Annotated in this window: 18 protein-coding genes and 3 tRNA genes; 14 read left to right on the forward strand and 7 right to left on the reverse strand. The window is 63.4% G+C overall.

The annotated features are described in order from the left end of the window. The first annotated feature begins 70 nt into the window (after positions 1-70). From IGW04_RS00555 to IGW04_RS00595, 9 genes are all read left to right on the forward strand, one after another. A tRNA-Leu gene (locus IGW04_RS00555) sits at positions 71-157 on the forward strand. Between the two features lie 28 nt (positions 158-185). Continuing rightward, positions 186-1,529 (forward strand): trigger factor, encoded by a 1,344-nt coding sequence (tig, locus tag IGW04_RS00560; RefSeq protein WP_194711069.1) that lies wholly within the window; start codon positions 186-188, stop codon positions 1,527-1,529. Positions 1,530-1,559: 30 nt separating this feature from the next. Then, positions 1,560-2,189 carry an ATP-dependent Clp endopeptidase proteolytic subunit ClpP gene (gene clpP / locus IGW04_RS00565; protein ID WP_323744786.1) on the forward strand — a complete coding sequence of 210 codons (630 nt, stop codon included), beginning with the start codon at positions 1,560-1,562 and terminating at the stop codon, positions 2,187-2,189. Between the two features lie 165 nt (positions 2,190-2,354). Next, the gene (clpX, locus tag IGW04_RS00570) at positions 2,355-3,623 is read left to right on the forward strand and encodes an ATP-dependent Clp protease ATP-binding subunit ClpX (protein WP_194711070.1); all 1,269 of its coding nucleotides are present in this window, start codon (positions 2,355-2,357) and stop codon (positions 3,621-3,623) included. A gap of 261 nt (positions 3,624-3,884) precedes the next feature. Beyond that, a complete protein-coding gene (lon, locus tag IGW04_RS00575; RefSeq protein ID WP_194711071.1) occupies positions 3,885-6,296 on the forward strand; it encodes an endopeptidase La in 2,412 nt (803 codons plus the stop codon). A 207-nt stretch (positions 6,297-6,503) separates the two neighbouring features. Beyond that, complete coding sequence (locus IGW04_RS00580; protein ID WP_194711072.1) at positions 6,504-6,776, forward strand: HU family DNA-binding protein; 273 nt, start codon at positions 6,504-6,506, stop codon at positions 6,774-6,776. Positions 6,777-6,838: 62 nt separating this feature from the next. After that, positions 6,839-6,914, forward strand: a tRNA-Val gene (locus IGW04_RS00585). 46 nt (positions 6,915-6,960) lie between these two features. Further along, positions 6,961-7,037, forward strand: a tRNA-Asp gene (locus IGW04_RS00590). Positions 7,038-7,125: 88 nt separating this feature from the next. Further along, positions 7,126-9,060 (forward strand): SurA N-terminal domain-containing protein, encoded by a 1,935-nt coding sequence (locus tag IGW04_RS00595; RefSeq protein ID WP_194711073.1) that lies wholly within the window; start codon positions 7,126-7,128, stop codon positions 9,058-9,060. 161 nt (positions 9,061-9,221) lie between these two features. Here IGW04_RS00595 and mnmH read toward each other — a convergent pair whose 3' ends face one another. Then, positions 9,222-10,295, reverse strand: a complete 1,074-nt coding sequence (gene mnmH / locus IGW04_RS00600; RefSeq protein ID WP_194711074.1) for a tRNA 2-selenouridine(34) synthase MnmH — start codon at positions 10,293-10,295, stop codon at positions 9,222-9,224. Between the two features lie 4 nt (positions 10,296-10,299). Further along, complete coding sequence (locus tag IGW04_RS00605) at positions 10,300-10,923, reverse strand: arylesterase (RefSeq protein ID WP_323744787.1); 624 nt, start codon at positions 10,921-10,923, stop codon at positions 10,300-10,302. Positions 10,924-10,948: 25 nt separating this feature from the next. On the opposite strand from IGW04_RS00605, the gene IGW04_RS00610 reads away from it, so the two are divergent. Then, the gene (locus IGW04_RS00610; protein WP_228526722.1) at positions 10,949-11,662 is read left to right on the forward strand and encodes an ABC transporter ATP-binding protein; all 714 of its coding nucleotides are present in this window, start codon (positions 10,949-10,951) and stop codon (positions 11,660-11,662) included. Here the strand turns inward: IGW04_RS00610 and IGW04_RS00615 are convergent. The 4 genes from IGW04_RS00615 to IGW04_RS00630 all read right to left on the reverse strand — a co-directional run bounded on the left by IGW04_RS00615 (position 11,628) and on the right by IGW04_RS00630 (position 16,523). Then, a complete protein-coding gene (locus tag IGW04_RS00615; RefSeq protein ID WP_194711076.1) occupies positions 11,628-13,121 on the reverse strand; it encodes an NAD(P)H-hydrate dehydratase in 1,494 nt (497 codons plus the stop codon). The genes IGW04_RS00610 and IGW04_RS00615 overlap by 35 nt on opposite strands. Continuing rightward, on the reverse strand, positions 13,118-14,242 hold the full coding sequence (locus IGW04_RS00620) for an NAD(P)/FAD-dependent oxidoreductase (RefSeq protein WP_194711077.1): 1,125 nt from the start codon (positions 14,240-14,242) through the stop codon (positions 13,118-13,120). Before IGW04_RS00620 ends, IGW04_RS00615 begins: the two co-directional genes overlap by 4 nt. Continuing rightward, a complete protein-coding gene (locus IGW04_RS00625) occupies positions 14,235-15,479 on the reverse strand; it encodes a D-amino acid dehydrogenase (protein WP_194711078.1) in 1,245 nt (414 codons plus the stop codon). The genes IGW04_RS00620 and IGW04_RS00625 overlap by 8 nt, the downstream gene beginning before the upstream one ends. Before the next feature lie 225 nt (positions 15,480-15,704). Continuing rightward, a complete protein-coding gene (locus tag IGW04_RS00630) occupies positions 15,705-16,523 on the reverse strand; it encodes an OmpA family protein (protein ID WP_194711079.1) in 819 nt (272 codons plus the stop codon). Between the two features lie 203 nt (positions 16,524-16,726). On the opposite strand from IGW04_RS00630, the gene IGW04_RS00635 reads away from it, so the two are divergent. After that, positions 16,727-17,428 (forward strand): Crp/Fnr family transcriptional regulator, encoded by a 702-nt coding sequence (locus tag IGW04_RS00635; protein ID WP_194711080.1) that lies wholly within the window; start codon positions 16,727-16,729, stop codon positions 17,426-17,428. Positions 17,429-17,518: 90 nt separating this feature from the next. Here IGW04_RS00635 and IGW04_RS00640 read toward each other — a convergent pair whose 3' ends face one another. Next, entirely contained in the window at positions 17,519-17,731 is a 213-nt protein-coding gene (locus IGW04_RS00640; RefSeq protein ID WP_194711081.1) for a glycine zipper 2TM domain-containing protein, read from the reverse strand. A gap of 268 nt (positions 17,732-17,999) precedes the next feature. Between IGW04_RS00640 and IGW04_RS00645 the strand changes: the two genes are divergently transcribed. The 3 genes from IGW04_RS00645 to IGW04_RS00655 all read left to right on the forward strand — a co-directional run bounded on the left by IGW04_RS00645 (position 18,000) and on the right by IGW04_RS00655 (position 20,296). Further along, on the forward strand, positions 18,000-18,587 hold the full coding sequence (locus IGW04_RS00645) for a hypothetical protein (protein WP_194711082.1): 588 nt from the start codon (positions 18,000-18,002) through the stop codon (positions 18,585-18,587). Positions 18,588-18,670: 83 nt separating this feature from the next. Next, the gene (locus tag IGW04_RS00650) at positions 18,671-18,997 is read left to right on the forward strand and encodes a BON domain-containing protein (RefSeq protein WP_194711083.1); all 327 of its coding nucleotides are present in this window, start codon (positions 18,671-18,673) and stop codon (positions 18,995-18,997) included. Between the two features lie 99 nt (positions 18,998-19,096). Beyond that, positions 19,097-20,296, forward strand: coding sequence for an AI-2E family transporter (locus IGW04_RS00655; RefSeq protein WP_194711084.1), 1,200 nt, complete (start codon positions 19,097-19,099; stop codon positions 20,294-20,296). Positions 20,297-20,380: the final 84 nt, after the last annotated feature.

The following is a 20,380-nucleotide window of genomic DNA, read 5'->3' on the forward strand; positions in this document are numbered from 1 at the left end:
GGCAACGGCACAGCAGGGCGACCCACTTGCACTTCCCGGTCGCCCTTTGCTTTTGCACCGGACTATTTGCGCGAGGATGGCGAAATTGGTAGACGCACCAGGTTTAGGTCCTGACGCCAGCAATGGTGTGGGGGTTCGAGTCCCCCTCCTCGCACCACAGAACGATTATTTTTTGGACGATTCACATGGCAACTGAAGTCGAAACTCTGGAAAAACTTGAGCGTCGCATCACGATCACGCTGCCGCTGGCTGATGTGCAGGCGGAAGTGGAAAAGCAACTCAAACTCCGCGCCCGCACCGCCAAGGCCCCCGGTTTCCGGCCTGGCAAGGTACCGATGAAGATGGTGGCGCAGCAGTACGGCTATCAGGTGGAATCGGACGTGCTCAATGACAAGGTCGGCCGCGCGTTTGCCGCAGCGACCGACGAGAACCAGTTGCGCGTGGCTGGCTTCCCGAAGATCGAAGCTAAGGAAGGCGCACCGGAAGGCATGGTTGCCTTCGACGCCACCTTCGAGGTTTATCCCGAAGTCAAGGTCGGCGACCTGTCCGCCGCCGAGATCGAGCGCACCGTGGCCGAAGTCTCGCCAGCCGAAATCGACAAGACCATCGACATCCTGCGCAAGCAGCGGGTGCACTACCACGTCAAGGGCGAGCAGGGCGAGCACGGCGACGGCGGTGCGGACCAGACCGCCCAGAACGGCGACCGCGTCACCATCGACTTCGTCGGCAAGATCGACGACGTGGAATTCCCTGGCGGCAAGGCTGACGACTATGCTTTCGTGCTCGGCGAAGGCCGCATGCTGCCGGAATTCGAAGCCGCCACCGTCGGCCTGAAAGTGGGCGAGTCCAAGACCTTCGACCTGCACTTCCCCGAGGACTACCACGGCAAGGACGTGGCCGGCAAGACCGCCCAGTTCACCGTGACCCTGAAGAATTTGGAATGGGCGCATATGCCCGAAGTCGATGCCGAATTCGCCAAGTCGCTGGGCATCCCCGACGGCGACCTCGACAAGATGCGCGACGACATCAAGTCCAACCTGGAACGCGAAGTCCAGAACCGCGCCAAGGCCAAGACCAAGGACAGCGTGATGGATGCGCTGATCAAGCAGGTCGAGCTGGACGTGCCCAAGGCCCTGGTTGACCAGGAAGTCGAGCGCCTGATGGAAATGACCCGCCAGGACATGCAGCAGCGCGGCATGAACATGAAGGACATGCCGTTCCCGCGCGAGCTGTTCACCGCTCAGGCCGAGCGCCGCGTGCGCCTGGGCCTGATCCTGGCTGATTTGGTCAAGGAGCAGAACCTGCAGGCAACGCCGGAGCAGGTCAAGGCCCAGGTGGAAGAGTTCGCCAAGAGCTACGAAGACCCGCAGGAAGTGATGAAGTACTATTTCAGCGATCGTCGTCGCCTGTCGGAAGTCGAGGCTCTTGTATTGGAAGAAAACGTCGTCAATTACGTGCTTGGCAAGGCGAAGGTCACCGACAAGCCGGTGAGCTTCGACGAATTGATGGCTAATAACGCGCAGGGCTGAGTCCCCGGTGCGATCTCAGAGGGAAATCACATGACTACTAGCATGATGGGAAACAGCGCGCTCGATACACAGATGCTCGGCATGGTGCCGATGGTGATCGAGCAGAGCGGCCGCGGCGAGCGTGCTTACGACATCTACTCGCGTCTGCTGAAGGAGCGCGTGATTTTCCTGGTGGGCCCGGTCAACGACCATTCCGCCAACCTGATCGTCGCGCAGCTGCTGTTCCTGGAAAGCGAGAATCCTGACAAGGATATTTCGCTGTACATCAACAGCCCGGGCGGCTCGGTGTCGGCCGGCATGGCGATCTACGACACGATGCAGTTCATCAAGCCCGACGTGTCGACGCTGTGTACCGGCCTGGCTGCCTCGATGGGTGCTTTCCTGCTGGCCGCTGGCGCCAAGGGCAAGCGCTTCTCGCTGCCGAATTCGCGCATCATGATTCACCAGCCCCTGGGCGGTGCGCAGGGCCAGGCGGCGGACATCGAAATCCAGGCACGGGAAATCCTGTATCTGCGCGAACGTCTCAACGCCATCCTGGCGGAAAAGACCGGCCGTCCGGTGGAGCAGATCAGCCGCGACACCGACCGCGACAACTTCATGTCGGCGGAACAGGCCCTGGACTATGGAATGATCGACAAGGTGCTGAGCAGCCGCGCTTGAGTCAGCGGCTGACTGAATGAAAAAACGCCCTGGCCAGCAATGCCCGGGCGTTTTGTTTTAGTGCAATTTTGCAATATGTTTCAATTGTCAATTTATTGCGCAGACTCGTGACGACTTTTCGATTCGCGGGTAAGATCGTAGAACCCTTTTTCCAAAGCTTTTTCCATGTCCGATAAAAAGTCCTCCAGTGGTGAAAAACTGCTGTACTGCTCGTTCTGCGGCAAGAGCCAGCATGAAGTGAAAAAACTCATTGCAGGCCCGTCGGTGTTCATCTGCGACGAATGCATTGATTTGTGCAATGACATCATCCGGGATGAGGCATCGAGCATCGAGACCGTAGCCGGTCCGAAATCGGACCTGCCCACGCCGCAGGAAATCTTCGACATGCTGGGCCAGTACGTGATCGGCCAGGAAAATGCGAAGCGCATTCTGTCAGTCGCCGTGTACAACCACTACAAGCGCCTGAAGCATCTTGGCAAGAAGGATGAGGTTGAGCTTTCCAAGAGCAACATCCTGCTGGTCGGTCCCACCGGCTCGGGCAAGACGCTGTTGGCGCAGACCCTGGCGCGCATGCTGAACGTGCCGTTCGTGATTGCCGATGCCACCACGCTGACCGAAGCAGGTTATGTTGGCGAGGACGTGGAAAACATCATCCAGAAGCTGCTGCAGAACTGCAATTACGAAGTCGACAAGGCGCAGCGCGGCATCGTCTACATCGACGAAATCGACAAGATCTCGCGCAAGTCTGACAATCCGTCGATCACCCGCGACGTGTCCGGCGAAGGCGTGCAGCAGGCGCTGCTGAAGCTGATCGAGGGCACGATGGCCTCGGTGCCGCCGCAGGGCGGCCGCAAGCATCCCAACCAGGATTTCGTGCAGATCGACACCACCAACATCCTGTTCATCTGCGGTGGCGCCTTTGACGGCCTGGCAAAGGTGATTTCGGAGCGTTCTGAAAAGAGCGGCATCGGTTTCGGCGCCAGCGTCAAGAGCCAGGCCGAGCGCACGGCCAGCGAAGTGCTGCTGGAAGCGGAACCCGAGGATCTGATCAAGTTCGGCCTGATTCCCGAGCTGGTCGGCCGTCTGCCCGTGGTGGCGACCCTGAGCGAGCTGAATGAAGCGGCCCTGATCCAGATTCTTCTGGAGCCGAAGAATGCGCTTGTCAAGCAATACGCGAAGCTTCTGCAGATGGAAGGCGCAGAACTGGAAATCCGTCCCGCGGCCCTGCATGCGGTGGCACGCAAGGCGCTGGCCCGAAAGACGGGTGCCCGCGGCCTGCGGTCCATTCTTGAACACGCGCTGCTGGAAGTGATGTTCGAACTGCCAAACGAGCAGAACGTGGCCAAGGTTGTCATTGATGAAAACACCATCACCAATGGCGCCAAGCCGATTCTGATCTACCACGAACAGCCCAAGGTATCGGGCGCCAAGTAACGCCACGGGTGCGGCCGCCGGCCGCACTCCTTTGCGTCAAACTGTAAGAAGTCCAGGTTTTTCTTTGTTTCTTAGGCAGAACCGTTACAATTCGCCCTGTCAACACACAAACAGGCTTACATCGCAAAGCCACCCGCGCATAAAAAACGTGAGTGGCTTTTTTATTTGTTTTGCAACTAAGCATGTTTTTTGTTGATGCCCGGGCTTGTGTTTCGGCTGCTCGCGCCAACATCATGAACAGGATTTTTGATAAGGCCCGCCATGACGACTACTTCTACTGTTACCGCACCTACCCAACTGCCGCTGCTGCCATTGCGCGACGTCGTCGTTTTTCCGCATATGGTGATACCGCTGTTCGTAGGCCGTCCAAAATCAATCAAGGCGCTCGAAGCCGCCATGGAGCAAGGCAAGAGCATCATGCTGGCAGCGCAGAAGGCCGCTGCCAAGGATGAGCCCTCTGCCGAGGATATTTACGAGATCGGCTGCATAGCCAATATTCTTCAAATGCTGAAGCTGCCTGACGGCACGGTCAAGGTGCTGGTCGAGGGCGCACAGCGCGCACGGATCCACAAGATCACTGAACTCGACAGCCATTTCACCGCCGAGCTGACCCCGGTCGAATCCGAGCCGGGTGACGAAGCGGAAGTTGAAGCGATGCGCCGCGCCATCGTCCAGCAGTTCGACCAGTACGTGAAGCTCAACAAGAAGATCCCGCCCGAGATCCTGACGTCCCTGGCTGGCATCGACGACGCCGGCCGCCTGGCCGATACCATTGCCGCGCATCTGCCGCTGAAGCTGGAACAGAAGCAGGTGATCCTTGAGATCTTCGATGTGGCCAAGCGCCACGAGCACCTGCTGGGCCAACTGGAAGGCGAACTCGACATCCTGCAGGTCGAGAAGCGCATCCGCGGCCGCGTCAAGCGCCAGATGGAAAAGTCGCAGCGCGAGTATTACCTGAACGAGCAGGTCAAGGCGATCCAGAAGGAACTGGGCGAAGGCGAAGAGGGCGCGGACCTGGAAGAGCTCGAGAAGAAGATCGTGCTCGCCAAGATGCCCAAGGAAGCCCGCGAGAAGGCGCAGAGCGAACTCAAGAAGCTCAAGCTGATGTCGCCGATGTCAGCCGAGGCTACCGTGGTGCGCAACTACATCGACACGCTGATCGGCCTGCCGTGGAAGAAGAAGTCCAAGGTCAACAATGACCTCGCCAATGCCGAGAAGGTGCTGGAAGACGATCACTATGGACTGGAGAAGGTCAAGGAACGCATCCTGGAATATCTTGCCGTGCAACAGCGCGTCGACAAGCTGAAGGCGCCTATCCTGTGCTTCGTCGGCCCTCCGGGTGTGGGTAAGACTTCGCTGGGCCAGTCGATCGCCCGCGCGACGAACCGCAAGTTCGTGCGCATGGCGCTCGGCGGCGTGCGCGACGAAGCCGAGATCCGCGGCCATCGCCGGACTTACATCGGCTCGATGCCTGGCAAGATCCTGCAGAGCCTGTCCAAGACCGGCGTGCGCAATCCCTTGTTCCTGCTGGACGAGATCGACAAGCTGGGCATGGATTTCCGCGGCGATCCGTCGTCGGCGCTGCTGGAAGTGCTGGATCCGGAACAGAACCACACCTTCTCCGACCACTACGTCGAAGTGGACTTCGACCTGTCGGACGTAATGTTCGTGGCGACGTCCAACTCGTACAACATCCCGCCGGCCCTGCTGGACCGGATGGAAGTCATCCGCCTGTCCGGCTATACCGAGGACGAGAAGACCAGTATTGCGCAGCGCTACCTGCTGCCCAAGCAGATCAAGAACAACGGCCTGAAGGACGGCGAGATCACGGTGACCGAGGACGCGATCCGCGACATCATCCGTTACTACACCCGGGAAGCCGGCGTTCGTTCGCTCGAGCGCGAGGTCTCCAAGATCTGCCGCAAGGTGGTGAAGATGCTGCTGTTGTCCAAGAACGAGCGCAAGGTGGAAGTCAATTCCGCTAACCTCGACAAGTTCCTGGGCGTGCGGCGCTTCGACTTCGGCGTGGCCGAGAAGGAAAACCAGGTTGGCCAGGTGGTTGGACTCGCATGGACCGAGGTCGGCGGCGATTTGCTGACGATCGAGGCGATCACGATGCCGGGTAAGGGCGGCGTGATACGTACCGGTACCCTGGGCGACGTGATGAAGGAATCGATCGAGGCCGCTCGCACTGTGGTGCGCAGCCGGGCTAAATCGCTGGGCATCAAGCCGGAGGTGTTCGAGAAGACCGATATCCATATCCACGTGCCGGAAGGCGCAACGCCGAAGGATGGTCCTTCCGCGGGTATCGCGATGACGACGGCGCTGGTTTCGGTTTTCTCCGGTATCCCGGTGCGTGCCGACGTCGCGATGACCGGCGAGATCACGCTGCGCGGTGAAGTTCTGCCGATCGGCGGCCTGAAGGAAAAGCTGCTGGCGGCGCATCGTGGCGGCATCAAGACCGTGCTGATTCCCGAGCAGAACGTGAAGGATCTCGCAGAGATTCCGGACAACGTGAAAAACAAGCTCGAAATCGTGCCGGTGCGCTGGATCGACAAAGTGCTTGAAATTGCGCTGGAACGCCAGCCGACGCCACTCTCCGACGAGGAAATGGCCGAAGCGGCAGTGACCAAGCCGGCCGACAAGGCTGATCCGAACGTCGTGAAGCACTGAGCTGTTGCATGCCCCGAAATCGCGCTCCCCGGAGCGCGATTTTTTTTACGTCACATAGATGCTGACCGTTGTAAAAATGCAAATGTTGGATCCTTGACACGTTCTGGGCCGACTTGTTAAATACTCGCTGCGGATTTTCTGCATCCTCGATGATCGATTTATCGTGCGAAAAATCGCAGAGGGGAATAATGAGATGGAGGAGCGAAATTGAACAAGACAGAACTGATAGACCATATCGCCGCATCGGCGGAAATACCAAAGGTGACGGCAACCCGCGCGCTGGATGCCGTGCTGAAAGCGGTGACCAGCACCCTGAAGGACAGCGGATCGGTGACGCTGGCCGGCTTTGGCACGTTTTTGGTGGGGAAGCGAGCAGCCCGCACTGGGCGCAATCCTCGCACCGGCGACCAGATCAGGATCGCCGCGGCGCAGGTGCCGAAATTTAGGCCTGGCAAAGCATTGAAAGATGCGATAAACTAGCCGCCTTTGTCGCGGTGACAAGCGGCAAGACCTGGCTGGCTCAGCGAATAGCGGTTTTATCGGGGTGCTTAGCTCAGTTGGTAGAGCGGCGCCCTTACAAGGCGTAGGTCGGGAGTTCGAGCCTCTCAGCACCCACCAACAGCACGTCAGGAATGGAAGGCTTTCAGCTTTCCGGCAGTACCAAGGAGTGGTAGTTCAGTCGGTTAGAATACCGGCCTGTCACGCCGGGGGTCGCGGGTTCGAGTCCCGTCCACTCCGCCAGAAAACCAAAAAGGCGAACTTATGTTCGCCTTTTTTCATATGCGCTAGAATTTCGCGCACCAAGCAATTTGTCCGTGATCGGTAGACCATGTTCGATTTCATCCGTACCCACCAGCGTTTGATGCAGTTTCTGCTGCTGCTCCTGATTGTTCCTTCATTTGCTCTGCTCGGCCTGGAAAGCTATACCCGCATGGGCGATGAAACCAATGTCGTGGCCAAGGTGGGCGGACAGAAGGTCACCAAGGAAGAACTGGATGCGGCGCAGCGCCAGCAGGCCGACCGGCTGCGGCAGGCCTATGGCGCCCAGTTCGATCCACGCATTCTCGATACCCCCGAAGCGCGCCGGGGCCTGCTCGACAACCTGATCGCGCAGAAGGCTCTGGCCGTGGAAGCGGCGCGCAACCACCTGTCCGTATCCGACGCAGCGCTGCAGCAGAGCATCCTGCAGATTCCGGAACTGCAGTCCGCCGACGGCAAGTTCGACGTCGAACGCTACAAGGCGCTGCTGGCCGCGCAGGGCATGACGCCTACCATGTATGAAGCGCAGCTGCGCCAGGAAATGGCGCTGCAGCAGATCAATGCGGCAGTGCAGAACAGCGCGTTCGCGCCCAAGTCGCTGGCGACCCGCCTGTCGGAGATCAACGAGCAGCAGCGTGAAGTGCAGGAGCAGCTGTTCAAGGCATCCGACTATGCCGCCAAGGTCAAGGTGACCGACGACATGCTGCAGGCCTATTACGACAAGAGCGGCAGCCGGTTCGAGACGCCGGAGCAGGTGAAGGCCGAATACGTGGTGCTGAACGCGGCCAATATCGCCAGCCAGGTGTCGGTCAGCGATGCCGACATCAAGTCGTACTACGAGCAGAATGCGAAGCGGTACACCACCGAAGAGCAGCGTCGCGCCAGCCACATCCTGATTACCGCGCCCAAGGAGGCGCCAGCCAAGGAGCGCAGCGCCGCCAAGGCCAAGGCCGACGCACTGCTGGCGCAGTTGCGCAAGAACCCGGGCGACTTCGCCAAGCTGGCCAAGGAAAACTCGCAGGACCCGGGTTCTGCGGAACGCGGCGGCGACCTCGACTTCTTCGGCAAGGGCATGATGGTCAAGCCGTTCGAGGACGCTGCCTACAAGCTCAAGAAAGGCGAGATCAGCGACGTGGTCGAGTCCGAGTTTGGCTACCACATCATCCAGGTCACCGATATCAAGCCGGGCGGCGTGCGTTCGCTGGAGCAGGTGAAGGACGAGATCGCTGCCGAGATCAAAAAGCAGCTGGCGGCGAAGAAGTACACCGAGATGGCCGAGACCTTTTCCAACACCGTCTATGAGCAGGCCGACAGCCTGAAGCCGGTGGCCGACAAGCTGGGGCTGAAGATCGAGTCCGCAACGATCACCGGACGCGAGCCCAAGCCGGGCCTGGGCAAGGATGTCCCTTACAACAATGCGAAGTTCCTGGCCGCGCTGTTCGCCGACGAAGCGGTGCGCAACAAGCATAATACCGAGGCAGTGGAAGTGGCGCCCAATACCCTGGTGGCCGGCCGTGTCGTGTCGTACCAGCCCAAGGCGCGTCGTCCGCTGGAAGAAGTGAAGCCGCAGGTCAGGGAACTGGTGCTGCAGCAGGAAGCGATGGCGCTGGCGAAGAAGGCGGGCGAGGCCCGCCTGGCCGAGCTGCAGACCAGGACCGACGCCAACGGCTTCGGCGCAGCCAAGATGGTATCGCGTACCGCTGCCGGCGGACTGGATGAAAGCGCGTTCATGGCAGTGATGAAGGCGGACGTGAGCAAGCTGCCGGCCGTGGTCGGCGCGGAATTGCCGGGCCAGGGCTATGGCGTGTACCGCATCAACAAGCTGGCGCCTGCTGCCAAGGTCGATGAGGCGCGCCGTACCGCCGAGCAGCAGCAGATTGCCGCCGCGCTGTCGCAACAGGAAACGCTGGCCTACATCGACGTGCTGAAGAAGCGCGCCAAGACCAAGCTGGTCAATTCGCCTGCGGCCCCGGCGGCTGCCGGCGAGCCGGAAGGGCAGAAGTAGGCAGAGGAGCGGAACGGCCGGCAGGCAGGCTTACCAAAACAAAAAAGGCGCGAAACCCGAGGGTTTCGCGCCTTTTTTGGGGGGCTCATGGCAAGGAGCCCACCCGGAGCGCCTTTGGTTCAGCGTCTTTTTTCAGGCGCCCTGCATCCGGCTGAAACGGGTCAGGACGCGCCCCGGTCAGCCGCCAGCAGCGTCCCGGCCGCATCGTCGAATGCCTGTGCCGAAATGCCCGCGATCTCCAGCACCATGGCATCGCCGAAGCGGCCGAAGTTGCGGCGGATGGACTTGTTGTACGCCGGATCATAATGGTCGGTCAGCAGTTCTTCCACGAGAGGCTGCATCTTCCCTTCCAGCGCCAACTGCTGCCAATGACTGATCTTGTCCCGGCCGTACAGCATCGCCAGGCAGTCCAGGCGGGCATTCAGCGCCTCGGGCGCTTCGACGAAGTGCACATAGTCCTCCATCAGCAGCGCAACACGGTCAACCTGGGTCAGTTGCACCGAGACGCATTCCGAGGCACGGATTTTTTCCATCAGCGCTTCCGGCACCCGCAGGTTGCCGACTTTCTTGCTTTCCGATTCGACATACACCGGGCGCGACGGATCGAAGCCCTGCAACGCATGCCACAGCCTGCTCTCGAACATTTTCTGGCTGGGCTGCAGTTCGCTGGGCAGGTGGCCCAGCACCGAGCCGCGGTGGGCCGCCAGCTGCTCGAGGTCCAGCACCTGCGCGCCATGCCGGGCCAGTGTCTGCAGGAGGCGGCTCTTGCCGCTGCCTGTGGTGCCGCATACCACGATGAAGCGAAACCGCGCCGGCAGCTCTGACAGTGCCTGATTCACCTGGCGCCGGTATTCCTTGTAGCCGCCATCGAGTTGCACCGCCGGCCACCCCACCCTGGCCAGGATGTGGGCCATTGCGCCGCTGCGGTTGCCGCCGCGCCAGCAGTAGACCAGCGGCTTCCAGTCGCGCGGCTTGTCCAGCAGCGTCCTTTCAAGGTGATTGCCGATGTTGCGCGCCACCAGCGCCGCGCCTTTCTTCTTGGCCTCGAAGGGACTGGCCTGCTTGTACAGGGTGCCGATCTCGGCGCGCTCGGCGTCGTCCAGCACGGGGCAGTTGATGGCGCCAGGGATGTGGTCCTCGGCGAATTCCGACGGACTGCGAACGTCGATGATGGTGTCGTAGCTGCCGAGATCGGGCAGCACGGTGGAAATGGGTAGCAGGACAGGAAACTTCATTGAATCACTTTACGAGCAGGGGTTGCAGTCGCGGCCAGACGGTGTCGAGCAGGAGCGGCTGGGCGTCTGCGGTGGGATGCAGGCGGTCGCTCTGGAACAGCTCCGGCCGTTCCACCAGCCGTTCCAGGAAGAATGGCACCAGCGGCACCTTCTGCTCGGTGGCGAGCTTCTTGAACACCGCGGCAAACTGGCGGGTGTAGTCCGGGCCATAGTTGGGAGGGATCTGCATGCCGACCAGCAGCACGCGGGCATGGATGCCCTTGGCGGCGCTGATCATGGCGCGCAGATTGTCCTCAGTGGAAGCCACCGGCAGGCCGCGCAGCGCGTCATTGGCGCCCAGTTCCAGCACCATCACATCGGGCTTGTGCTTTTCCAGCAGCGCCGGCAGGCGCGTGCGGCCGCCGCTGGTGGTGTCGCCGCTGATGCTGGCATTGACCACCCGCACGTCCGGGTTTTCCGCCTTCAGCCGTTTCTCCAGCTGCGCGACCCAGCCGCTGCCGCGCGCCAGGCCGTATTCGGCGGAAAGGCTGTCGCCCAGCACGAGCAGGGTTTTTGATGCAGAATAGGCGCTCGCCGAGGCGCACAGCAGCGCGGCCATCAGCAGGACGCGCCGTATTTTCCCAACCATCGATATCCTTTCCAAGATTGCCTGCATGCCTGCACCGATCAATGCCGAAGTTGCGATTGAAGTTTCCCACCTGAGCAAGCGTGTCGCGGATGCGGCTGGTGAACTCACCATTCTGAAGGATGTGAATTTTACAGTGCAGGCGGGCGGCACGCTTGCCATCGTCGGCGCGTCGGGGTCCGGCAAGTCGACCCTGCTGGGCCTGCTGGCTGGCCTCGACACGCCTTCCGAAGGCACCGTGCTGCTCAATGGCGCCGACATCTATGCGCTGGACGAGGACGGCCGCGCCAGCCTGCGCAAGGAGCAGCTGGGCTTCGTGTTCCAGTCATTCCAGCTGCTGGCGCACCTGACCGCGCTCGAAAACGTGATGCTGCCGCTGGAATTGCGCGGCGACCGCGATGCCCGCGCCCGGGCCGGGGCCATGCTGGAGCGCGTCGGCCTGAAGGCGCGCCTGGGCCATTATCCGAAATACATGTCAGGCGGCGAACAGCAGCGGGTGGCGCTGGCCCGTGCCTTCGTCAGCGAGCCGCCGCTGCTGTTTGCCGACGAACCGACCGGCAGCCTGGATGCCGCCACCGGCGACGCGGTGATCGATCTGATGTTTGCGCTGAACCGCGAGCGCGGATCGACGCTGGTGCTGGTTACCCATGACACCGCGATTGCCGCACTGTGCGAGCGCACCATCACGATTGCGGCCGGCCGGCTGGTCAATGACCAGCCGCTGCGCGTATCAGCTGGTTGAGGCAGGTCCGCACCGTTCGCGGCAGTTCGCTGGCCACCAGTCCGACCGGGCCAACACCCTGATCCACCAGCATGTCGGCGGCGGCGCCATGCAGCCATACCGCCGCCAGTGCCGCTTCCCATGTCGGCCAACGTTGCGCCAGCAGGGCGCCGCACAGGCCGGCCAGCACGTCGCCGGTACCTGCGGTGGCCAGCGCCGGGCCGCCGGTGACATTGATCACCACCAGCCCGTCCGGACGGGCAATCACGCTGCCAGCGCCTTTCAACACCACCACCGCGCCAAAGTCGGCGGCGAGCCGGCGCGCCGCGGCCAGCCGGTCGGCCTGCACCTGGGCGGCGCTGCAGCCGAGCAGGCGGGCTGCCTCCAGCGGATGCGGCGTGAGCAGCGCGCCGCCGCGGCGGACCAGGCCATTGCGCAGGTCGGCGCCGGCGGACACCATGTTCAGCGCATCCGCGTCCAGCACCAGCGGCGCCGCGCCGGCCAGCACCTGGGACAGCATGGAGCGGGCCTGGCCGCTGCTGCCCAGTCCGGGGCCGGCGACCACGGTGGCGTGCTCCAGGTCGAGGTCGGCTGCGCGGCGGCACATGATTTCCGGATGCGGCGGGTCATAGGCGGGCGGCTCGGCCAGGAAGCCTGCGAAAACCCGGCCTGCGCCGCTGAGCGCGGCGGTGCGGGCGGCCAGGATGGCGGCGCCTGACATGCCCTGGGCGCCACCGAGGATCGCGACATCGCCGTAGCTGCCCTTATGGGAATTCTGCCGGCGCGGCCGCAGGTTTGCCGCAAACAGGTTGCTGCCGGCCAGCCACGCCGCCGGCGCCGGAAAGAGCGCCGGGTCGGTCTCCAGGCCGGCCACATCCACCAGGCCGGCATGGTCGCAGCCATCGGCGGTATGCAGGCCCGGCTTGTCGGCGATGAATGTCAGGGTATGGCTGGCCTGAATGGCCACGCCATCGGGACCGACGATGGCGCCGGTATCGGCATCCAAACCGCTGGGCACATCCAGCGCGAGAACCGGACAGCGCAGGCGGTTCACCGCGCGCACCAGTTCAGCCAGGTCGCCAGCGATGGGCCGGGCCAGACCGATGCCGAACAGGCCATCGAGCACCAGGTCCCAGCCGGCCGCCATATCAGCCGGGGCGAATTGCGCCGTACTCGCCTGCGCCCGGCGCAGCGCATCCGCGGCATCGGCCGACAGCGACGACGGGCTGCCGCGGAAATCGATGGTCACCGGCCAGCCCCGGCCCGCCAGCAGGATGGCCGCCTCCATTGCGTCACCGCCGTTGTTGCCGGGGCCGGCAAGCGCCAGCACCCGGCCGCCAGCCGGCAACAGCCGCACGGCGAGCCCGGCGGCGGCCGCGCCGGCGCGGCGCATCAGGGCGCCGGCCGGGGCAGCCGCCAGCGCCGCGTGTTCGATGGCGCGCACCTGGGCAACGCCGTAGAGGCTGCGCGCCGGCTTCATGACAATGCCTGGGTCAATCCAAGCACATGGTCGGCAATGGCCAGCGAGGCCGTCAGGCCGGGCGACTCGATGCCATACAGGCCAAGATAATGGCCGCTGCCATGGGAGGCGAACAGGAAGTCGGCGGCGGGCGCGCCCGGCGGGCTGATCTTGGGCCGGATGCCGGCATAGGCCGGCTGCAGCGAATGCGAGGGCAGCGCCGGCCAGTAGGCCCGGATCTCGGCATAGAAGCGGTCGGCCCGGGCCGGGTCGACCAGGTAATCGATCTGCTCGTCTTCCAGCCATTCGACGTCGGGACCGAAGCGCGCCTGGCCGCCCAGGTCGAGGGTGAGATGCACGCCCAGGCCGCCTGGCTCGGGCACCGGGTAGATCAGCCGCGAAAACGGCGCGCGCCCGGCGAGGGAATAATAATTGCCCTTGGCGAACCAGGCGCGGGGAATGCTGCCTTCATCCAGCCCGGCAATGCTGCGGGCGATGCGCGGCGCCCACAGGCCGGCGCAGTTGACCACGGTGCGGGCATGCAGCAGGAAGCCTTCGTCGTCGCTGCCGGCGCCGGTCTCGGCCACGCGCAGCACGATGCCGTCGTCGCGTCGCTCGCCGGACAGCACCTGGCTGGCGAACGCAAACACCGCGCCGGCATGTTCGGCGTCGCCCTGCAGCGCCAGCATGTAGCCGTGGCTGTCGATCACGCCTGTCATTGGCGAGTGCAGGGCGGCGGTGCACTGCAGCGCCGGCTCCATCGCCCTGGCTTCGTCGGCGCTGATCATGCGCACTTCCGTGCAGCCGTTGGCATGCGCCTGGGCGGCGATTTCAGCCAGGCGCTGATGCTGCGCGGCCGTGGTTGCCACCACCAGCTTGCCGCAGCGCTGATGGGCAATGCCGCGTTCGGCGCAGTAATCGTACAGCGCATCCCGGCCGGTCACGCACAGCGCTGCCTTGAGGCTGCCGCTCGGGTAGTACAGGCCGGCGTGGATGACCTCGCTGTTGCGTGAACTGGTTTCCATGCCGATGGCGGGGTGCGATTCCACCACCATCACTTCGCGGCCGGCCTGGGCCAGCGCGCGCGCGACTGCCAGGCCAACGACGCCGGCGCCGATAACAATGACGTCCGTCTTATCCATAACGTGCAAGTGTGAGTCCTTCCGTATCAATATCCGTGGTCTGTCCCGAGAGCAGGTCGGCGACCAGCTTGCCCGAACCGGCCGCCATGCCCCAGCCCGATGCGCTATGGCCAATGTTGAGATGCACATTGCGCAGCGCGGTCGGGCCTACCAGCGGCACGCCGTCGGGCAGCATCGGCCAGACGCCGCTCCAGAAACTGGAGGCATTGTAATTGGCCGCGTCGGGAAACCAGTCCTCGCCGACCTTGACCAGGGTGCGCAGCGCCGCCTCGCGCAGTTCGGGCGCCGGGAAACCGAGTTCCACCGTGCCCGCCACCCTGATGCGGGTGCCGAGCCGGGTCACCGAAACCTTGTAGCTCTCGTCGGCGACCGAGGCCAGCGGCGACTGGTCGAAGTTGCGGATCGCCACCGATGCCGAATAGGCCTTGGCCGGATACAGCGGCACCCGGATGCCGAGCCGGCGCAGCAGCGGCAAGCTGTCGTAGCCGGCGGCAATCACCACGGCGTCGGCAGAAAAGCGCTGCTGGCCGATGGCGAGGGTCACGCCATGGCGGTCGGTTTCGATCGCGTCGACTGCGCTGTCGAAGTGGAACACCACGCCCATTTCCTGGGCAATCGCGCGCAGCTGGCGGGTAAACAGCGGGCAATTGCCGGCTTCATCGCCCGGCAGGTGCAGCGCCGAATTCAGCGGGGTGTGGTAGGCCAGGGCGGGCTCGATCAGCCGGGCGTCGTCAGAATGAATCAAATGGTGCGGCAGCCCGGCTTCTTCCAGCAGGGCCAGCAAAGGCTGGGCCAGCGCGCGTTCATGCTGGCTGCGAAACAGCTGCAGCAGGCCGCGGGTCTGCTCGTACTGCAGGGCGTAATGCTCGCGCAGCAGATGCATCAGCTCATTGCTGTAGAGCGCCAGGCGCTGCATGCGAAGCTTGTTGACCTGGAAGCGCCCGATATCGCATTCGGCCAGCCAGCGCCGCATCCAGCGCCATAGCGTCGGGCTCATGCCGGGCTTGAGCACCGCCGGGGACTCCGGCTTGAACAGGTAGGACAGCAGCTTCTGCGGCATGCCGGGCGCGGCCCATGGCGCGGCATGGCCGGGCGCCATCAGGCCGGCATTGCCGAAGCTGGTTTCCAGCGCCACATTGCTGTAGCGCTCGAGAACGACGGTCTGATGCCCCGCCGCCGCCAGGAAATAGGCGGTGCACACGCCCGCCACGCCACCGCCGACAACGGCTATCTGCATTGAATCTGGTTCCCGAGAGGTGCAGCCTGATGAGAGCGGCGCCGTGAGTTCAGCGGCGCGTGGTTTGAAAAGGGGTCTGAGTAAGGCATGCGGGGCAAGGCGGCTGCAAAGAGTTGCATAGAGTATCCGCAAACCTTGCACAGCACAATTGACAGCCCGCTCCGGCGGCGGCCGGCGCGGGCTGTCGTCTGAAATTGCACACGCCGGCCTGGCGGTCAGCGATGATCAGCGCGGCTGGTACTGCGGTTGCTGGTACTGCGGTTGCTGGTACTGCGGCTGCTGGTATTGCGGCTGCTGGTATTGCGGCTGCTGGTATTGCGGCTGCTGGTACTGCGGCTGCTGGTACTGCGGTTGCTGGTACTGCGGTTGCTGGTACTGCGGACCCTGCGCCTGTTGCTGCGGCTCGGCGACATAGATCTCGACCCGGCGGTTGCGTGCCCGGCCAGCCTCGTTGTCATTCGAGGCGATCGGCTCCCGTTCGCCGCGGCCTTCGATGGCAACCCGCTGCTGCGCCACGCCGCGGCTGGCCAGGTAATTGCGGGCGCTCGCGGCACGGTCGATCGACAACTGGTTGTTCAGCGCATCGCCGCCGGTGCTGTCGGTATGGCCGATGATGGTGACCTGGGCAGCCTGGTTTTCCACCAGGCCGCTGGCGAAACGGTCGAGGATCGGGCGGAAGTTCGACTTGATGTCGGCACGGCCGGTGTCGAAGGAAATGTCGCTCGGAATGTCGAGTTTCAGGCGATTGTCCTGGGTCTGGGTTACCTGCACGCCGGTGCCGCGCGTTGCCTGCTCCATCGCCCGCTTCTGGTTTTCCATGCGCGCGGACCAGACATTGCCGATGACGGCCCCGGCCGCCCCGCCCAGCACTGCGCCGGTGGCAGTGCGGCGTCCGCCGCCGCCGCCGGTTGCAGCGCCCAGCACGGCGCCCAGGCCGGCGCCAACGCCAGCGCCGGTGGCAGTGCCGCGTTGGGTCGGGTTCATGTCCGCGCAACCCGAGACGGCGAGGACGGCAGTGAGCATGGAGATCGTTAATTTACGCATAGGGCATCCTTTTTCTTTGGTAAGACGAAAGCTGGCGCGTGGCTCAGCCTGGCCAGATTGTCACCGATGCCGGCTCCGGACACTGTACGTTGGCGTACATACGGGAACATGCAAGAAAGCTACGCTAGACGTCATTCATGCAGGCTTCCTTGCGCTGGATCAGCCGATCCGCGTTGGATACCGACAAATTCCGATGACTCCCGATGACCCATATTGACGCCGTTCCATGCAATCAGCTGCTGGCCGCACTGCCGGCAGGCGCATTGCAGGCCATGCTGCGAGAAGGCGCGCTGGATTGGGTCTCCCTCGATGCCGGCGGCGCGCTGCACGAGCAGGGCAGGCTGATCGATCAGGTCTACTTCCCCGATGATGCCGTCATTGCGTTCATGGCCGTGGCAAGCCAGCGCATGACGCTTGAGGTCGGGCTGGTCGGCGATGAAGGAGTGGCGGGCATCGCCGTTGCGTTGGGCGGCATGGTGTCGCCGGTGCATGCAGTGGTTCGCCGCGGCGGCATGGCGCTGCGCATGCCGGCCGACGCCTTTCGCCTGGCTCTGGACCGGCATCCGGAGCTGGCGCAGGCAGTGGCCCGCCATGCCCATGACCTGATGGTGCAGGCGACCCAGACTGCGTTCTGCAGCCATTTCCATCTGCTCGAAGCACGCCTTGCGCGATCGCTTCTGATGATGCGTGACCGGGTGCAAACGGATGCCCTGCATCTGACGCATGAAATCCTGGGCCTGGCTCTGGGGGTGCGGCGGGTAGGGATTACCAAGGCGGCTACCAGCCTGCAACAGCGCGGGCTGATCAGCTATAGCCGCGGGGAGATACGGATTCTGAACCGGCAGGGGCTGGAAATGGCGTCGTGCGGGTGTTATGCGCTGGTGAAGAAACTGGCCGAAGCATAGACAGGCTTTCCGGCTTTATCTGATTCAAGCCATGCGACATGACAACGGCGCGCGGCCAACTCGATGCCGTGCGCCGTTGTTTGGACCGTCCTACTTCGCCTGGTTGCCGATCAGGCCGCCAACCGCGGCGCCGCCCACCGTTCCCATCGTGCTGCCGCCGGTTAGGACATTGCCGGCAACGCCGCCAACGCCGGCGCCGATCGCGGTGTTGCGGGTCTGTGGCGACATGCCCGAGCAACCGCCGATGCCGACCAGCGCGGCCACAACCACGATACCTGCCATGGACTGCTTGATGATTTTCATTATTTCTCTCCTTGGTTCCGTCGGGTTAAGAAATCGCACCTGGTCAGGCGCGTCAACCACGCCCGATCCTCCACAGGATAGGATTGCTGCGGACGAGTGTCTGTGCGCTGCCGTACGAAGCAGGATTGCCATCCAGCCGCAAGCCGCTCAATTGCAGCGATGCAAAAACCTGCGCGTCTATGTTCGTTAGCGTACTGAATGCGGCAGGGCATTGCGGGACACTGCCGCCATGACGAAAAGGCCTGTGCGACACACCGGGCATGAATATATGGCAAAGGCAACCTCATCCGGCAAAGGCAATTCACGCAGGCGCAGCATCGCCGTGCTGGCATGCACCTCGCTGCTGGCGAGCGCTGCAGCCGGCGCGGCCGACAACGAGCGCCTGCGGCAGTACCGGGAGTCGATGGAGGGGGCACGCGCCACCCATGTCGCCGATGCAAGGCATTGCAGGCAGGACAGCGGCAGCCGTGGCGCCACGCGCGCCCTTTGTTCGGCCCAGGCGAAGGCCGAGTACAAAAAGGCGACTGCCGAGGCGGTCGCCCACTGGCGCAACACGGCACAGGCCAGAACCGATGCCCGCATTGCGGCAGCCGATGCCGACCATGATGTCGCCGTTGCACGCTGCAAGGCCGGTCCGGCCGATGCCAAGGCTGGCTGCATGCGGCAGGCAAGGGCGGAACGCCTGGCTGCCACTGCCGATGCCAGGTCGGACTTGCGGGTGACCGAGGCGCGCAATCGCGACAAGGAAGAAAGAAAAAAGGCTTACTACAGGGCGGCGCGCGAAAGATGTGACGCCCTGGCTGGCGCTGCGAAGGAGGCCTGCATGACCCTGGCCCGGGCGCAGCGCAGCGAGTAAAGGGAGCTCCGCGATTGCGGAAGACCGAGGATGCCTTCGCAGGAAGGCGAATTTGAAACATCAATAAAACAAAGGAAATCATCATGACCATCACCAAACGCATTGCAGCAGCCGTCTTCACCGCATCCATGCTGGCACTGACCGGCTGCGCTTCCGGCCCGTTCGCCAAGAGCGCGAAGACCGAGTCGCCCAAGGAATACGCGGGCGACGCCCTGATCACCACCAAGGTCAAGGCAGCGCTGGTCAATGACCCGATGCTCAAGGCGCGCGAAATCAATGTCGAGACCTATCAGGGTACGGTACAGCTGAGCGGCTTCGTCGCAACCCGCGAAGAGGCAGCCAAGGCCGGCACGGTGGCGCGCGGCATCGAAGGCGTGACGTCGGTCAAGAATGACATCCGCCTGAAGTAAAATCCGGGCAGGGAGGAGCCGGCGATACCGGCCGCCGCACGGCGCGCGGCGGTATGCCGGCCCTTGCATGATGCGTTTGCGCCAGCGCAAGAAACGACAATGAACAAACCTTTCGAAGCTGCACCGCAGGCGCCAAGCGCAACCCGCAACCCCGAACCCGATATCGTTCCGGTCGAGCGCCCCGGCGCCGAGCCTGCGCTGACGGTCAATCCGCGGGTGGCGGTCGATGCCCGCGGCGTGGCCCTATGCATCATCGCCGGCGTGGCCTTTCTGTATGCATTGCAGTGGTCGCAGAAATTCCTGATCCCGGTAATGTTCAGCATCTTCATTTCCTATACCCTCAATCCGGTGGTCCTCTGGCTGCAGCGCATGCGCCTGCCGCGCGTGGTCGGCACCACCCTGGTGATGCTGGTGCTGACGCTGGGCGCGGCAGTCGCGGCCAACACCCTGCGCACCCAGTTCCAGTCCATCATCGACGGCCTTCCGGAGGCCGCGCACAAGATTTCCAGCGCAGTGGCGCATGCCCAGCAGGGCAAGAAGTCGGCGATCCAGCAGATGCAGGAAGCCGCCGCCGAAATAGAGAAGGCCACCAGCCAGGCGGCAGGCAGCAGGCCGCCGGCGCGCACGGTCGTGGTGCCGGAGTCCCCCAAGCTGCGCATAGGCGACTGGGTCTGGGCCGGCTCGCTGGGCGCGGTTGGCCTGGTCGGGCAAACCACCATGGTGCTGTTCCTGGTGTTCTTCCTGCTGCTGTCCGGCGACACCTTCAAGCGCAAGCTGGTCAAGCTCACCGGGCCGACCCTGAGCCAGAAAAAGATCACGGTACAGATACTCGACGACATCAACACCTCGATCCAGAACTACATGTTCATGCTGCTGGTGACCAATTTGCTGCTGGCGGCCATGATGTGGATCGCGCTGCACTGGATAGGACTGGAAAATGCCGGCGCCTGGGCTGCGGCCGCCGGCTTCCTGCATCTGGTTCCCTATTTCGGGCCGCTGCTGATTACGATTGCGACCGGGGTCACCGCCTTCCTGCAGTTCGGCACGGCCTCCACCGCCTTCCTGGTGGCCGGCATCTCGCTCGGCGTGGCGACCGTGGTAGGCACCTTCGTCACCACCTGGATGACGGGGCGCATCGCCAAGATGAATCCGGCCGCGGTCTTCATCGGCCTGCTGTTCTGGGGCTGGCTGTGGGGCATCTGGGGACTGCTGCTGGGCGTGCCCATCATCGTGGTGATGAAGGTGATCGCCGAGCATATCGAAGGCCTGCAGTCGGTGGCGGAGCTTCTGGGCGAGTGATGCTGCGCCTGATGGCGGCGCGGCAGGCTTTCCGTTCGGTATCGCCCGGCATTACAATGGCGCCCATTTGACAACACGATGGCC

Source organism: Noviherbaspirillum soli, from assembly GCF_015352955.1.
Taxonomy (GTDB): domain Bacteria; phylum Pseudomonadota; class Gammaproteobacteria; order Burkholderiales; family Burkholderiaceae_D; genus Noviherbaspirillum_A; species Noviherbaspirillum_A soli.

Bases quoted from the DNA above. Each gene is read 5' to 3' on its own strand.
- tig (WP_194711069.1), top strand. From the start codon at position 186: ATGGCAACTGAAGTCGAAACTCTGGAAAAACTTGAGCGTCGCATCACG.
- clpP (WP_323744786.1), top strand. From the start codon at position 1,560: ATGACTACTAGCATGATGGGAAACAGCGCGCTCGATACACAGATGCTC.
- clpX (WP_194711070.1), top strand. From the start codon at position 2,355: ATGTCCGATAAAAAGTCCTCCAGTGGTGAAAAACTGCTGTACTGCTCG.
- lon (WP_194711071.1), top strand. From the start codon at position 3,885: ATGACGACTACTTCTACTGTTACCGCACCTACCCAACTGCCGCTGCTG.
- IGW04_RS00595 (WP_194711073.1), top strand. From the start codon at position 7,126: ATGTTCGATTTCATCCGTACCCACCAGCGTTTGATGCAGTTTCTGCTG.
- mnmH (WP_194711074.1), bottom strand. From the start codon at position 10,295: ATGAAGTTTCCTGTCCTGCTACCCATTTCCACCGTGCTGCCCGATCTC.
- IGW04_RS00605 (WP_323744787.1), bottom strand. From the start codon at position 10,923: ATGGTTGGGAAAATACGGCGCGTCCTGCTGATGGCCGCGCTGCTGTGC.
- IGW04_RS00610 (WP_228526722.1), top strand. From the start codon at position 10,949: ATGCCTGCACCGATCAATGCCGAAGTTGCGATTGAAGTTTCCCACCTG.
- IGW04_RS00615 (WP_194711076.1), bottom strand. From the start codon at position 13,121: ATGAAGCCGGCGCGCAGCCTCTACGGCGTTGCCCAGGTGCGCGCCATC.
- IGW04_RS00620 (WP_194711077.1), bottom strand. From the start codon at position 14,242: ATGGATAAGACGGACGTCATTGTTATCGGCGCCGGCGTCGTTGGCCTG.
- IGW04_RS00625 (WP_194711078.1), bottom strand. From the start codon at position 15,479: ATGCAGATAGCCGTTGTCGGCGGTGGCGTGGCGGGCGTGTGCACCGCC.
- IGW04_RS00630 (WP_194711079.1), bottom strand. From the start codon at position 16,523: ATGCGTAAATTAACGATCTCCATGCTCACTGCCGTCCTCGCCGTCTCG.
- IGW04_RS00635 (WP_194711080.1), top strand. From the start codon at position 16,727: ATGACCCATATTGACGCCGTTCCATGCAATCAGCTGCTGGCCGCACTG.
- IGW04_RS00640 (WP_194711081.1), bottom strand. From the start codon at position 17,731: ATGAAAATCATCAAGCAGTCCATGGCAGGTATCGTGGTTGTGGCCGCG.
- IGW04_RS00645 (WP_194711082.1), top strand. From the start codon at position 18,000: ATGGCAAAGGCAACCTCATCCGGCAAAGGCAATTCACGCAGGCGCAGC.
- IGW04_RS00650 (WP_194711083.1), top strand. From the start codon at position 18,671: ATGACCATCACCAAACGCATTGCAGCAGCCGTCTTCACCGCATCCATG.
- IGW04_RS00655 (WP_194711084.1), top strand. From the start codon at position 19,097: ATGAACAAACCTTTCGAAGCTGCACCGCAGGCGCCAAGCGCAACCCGC.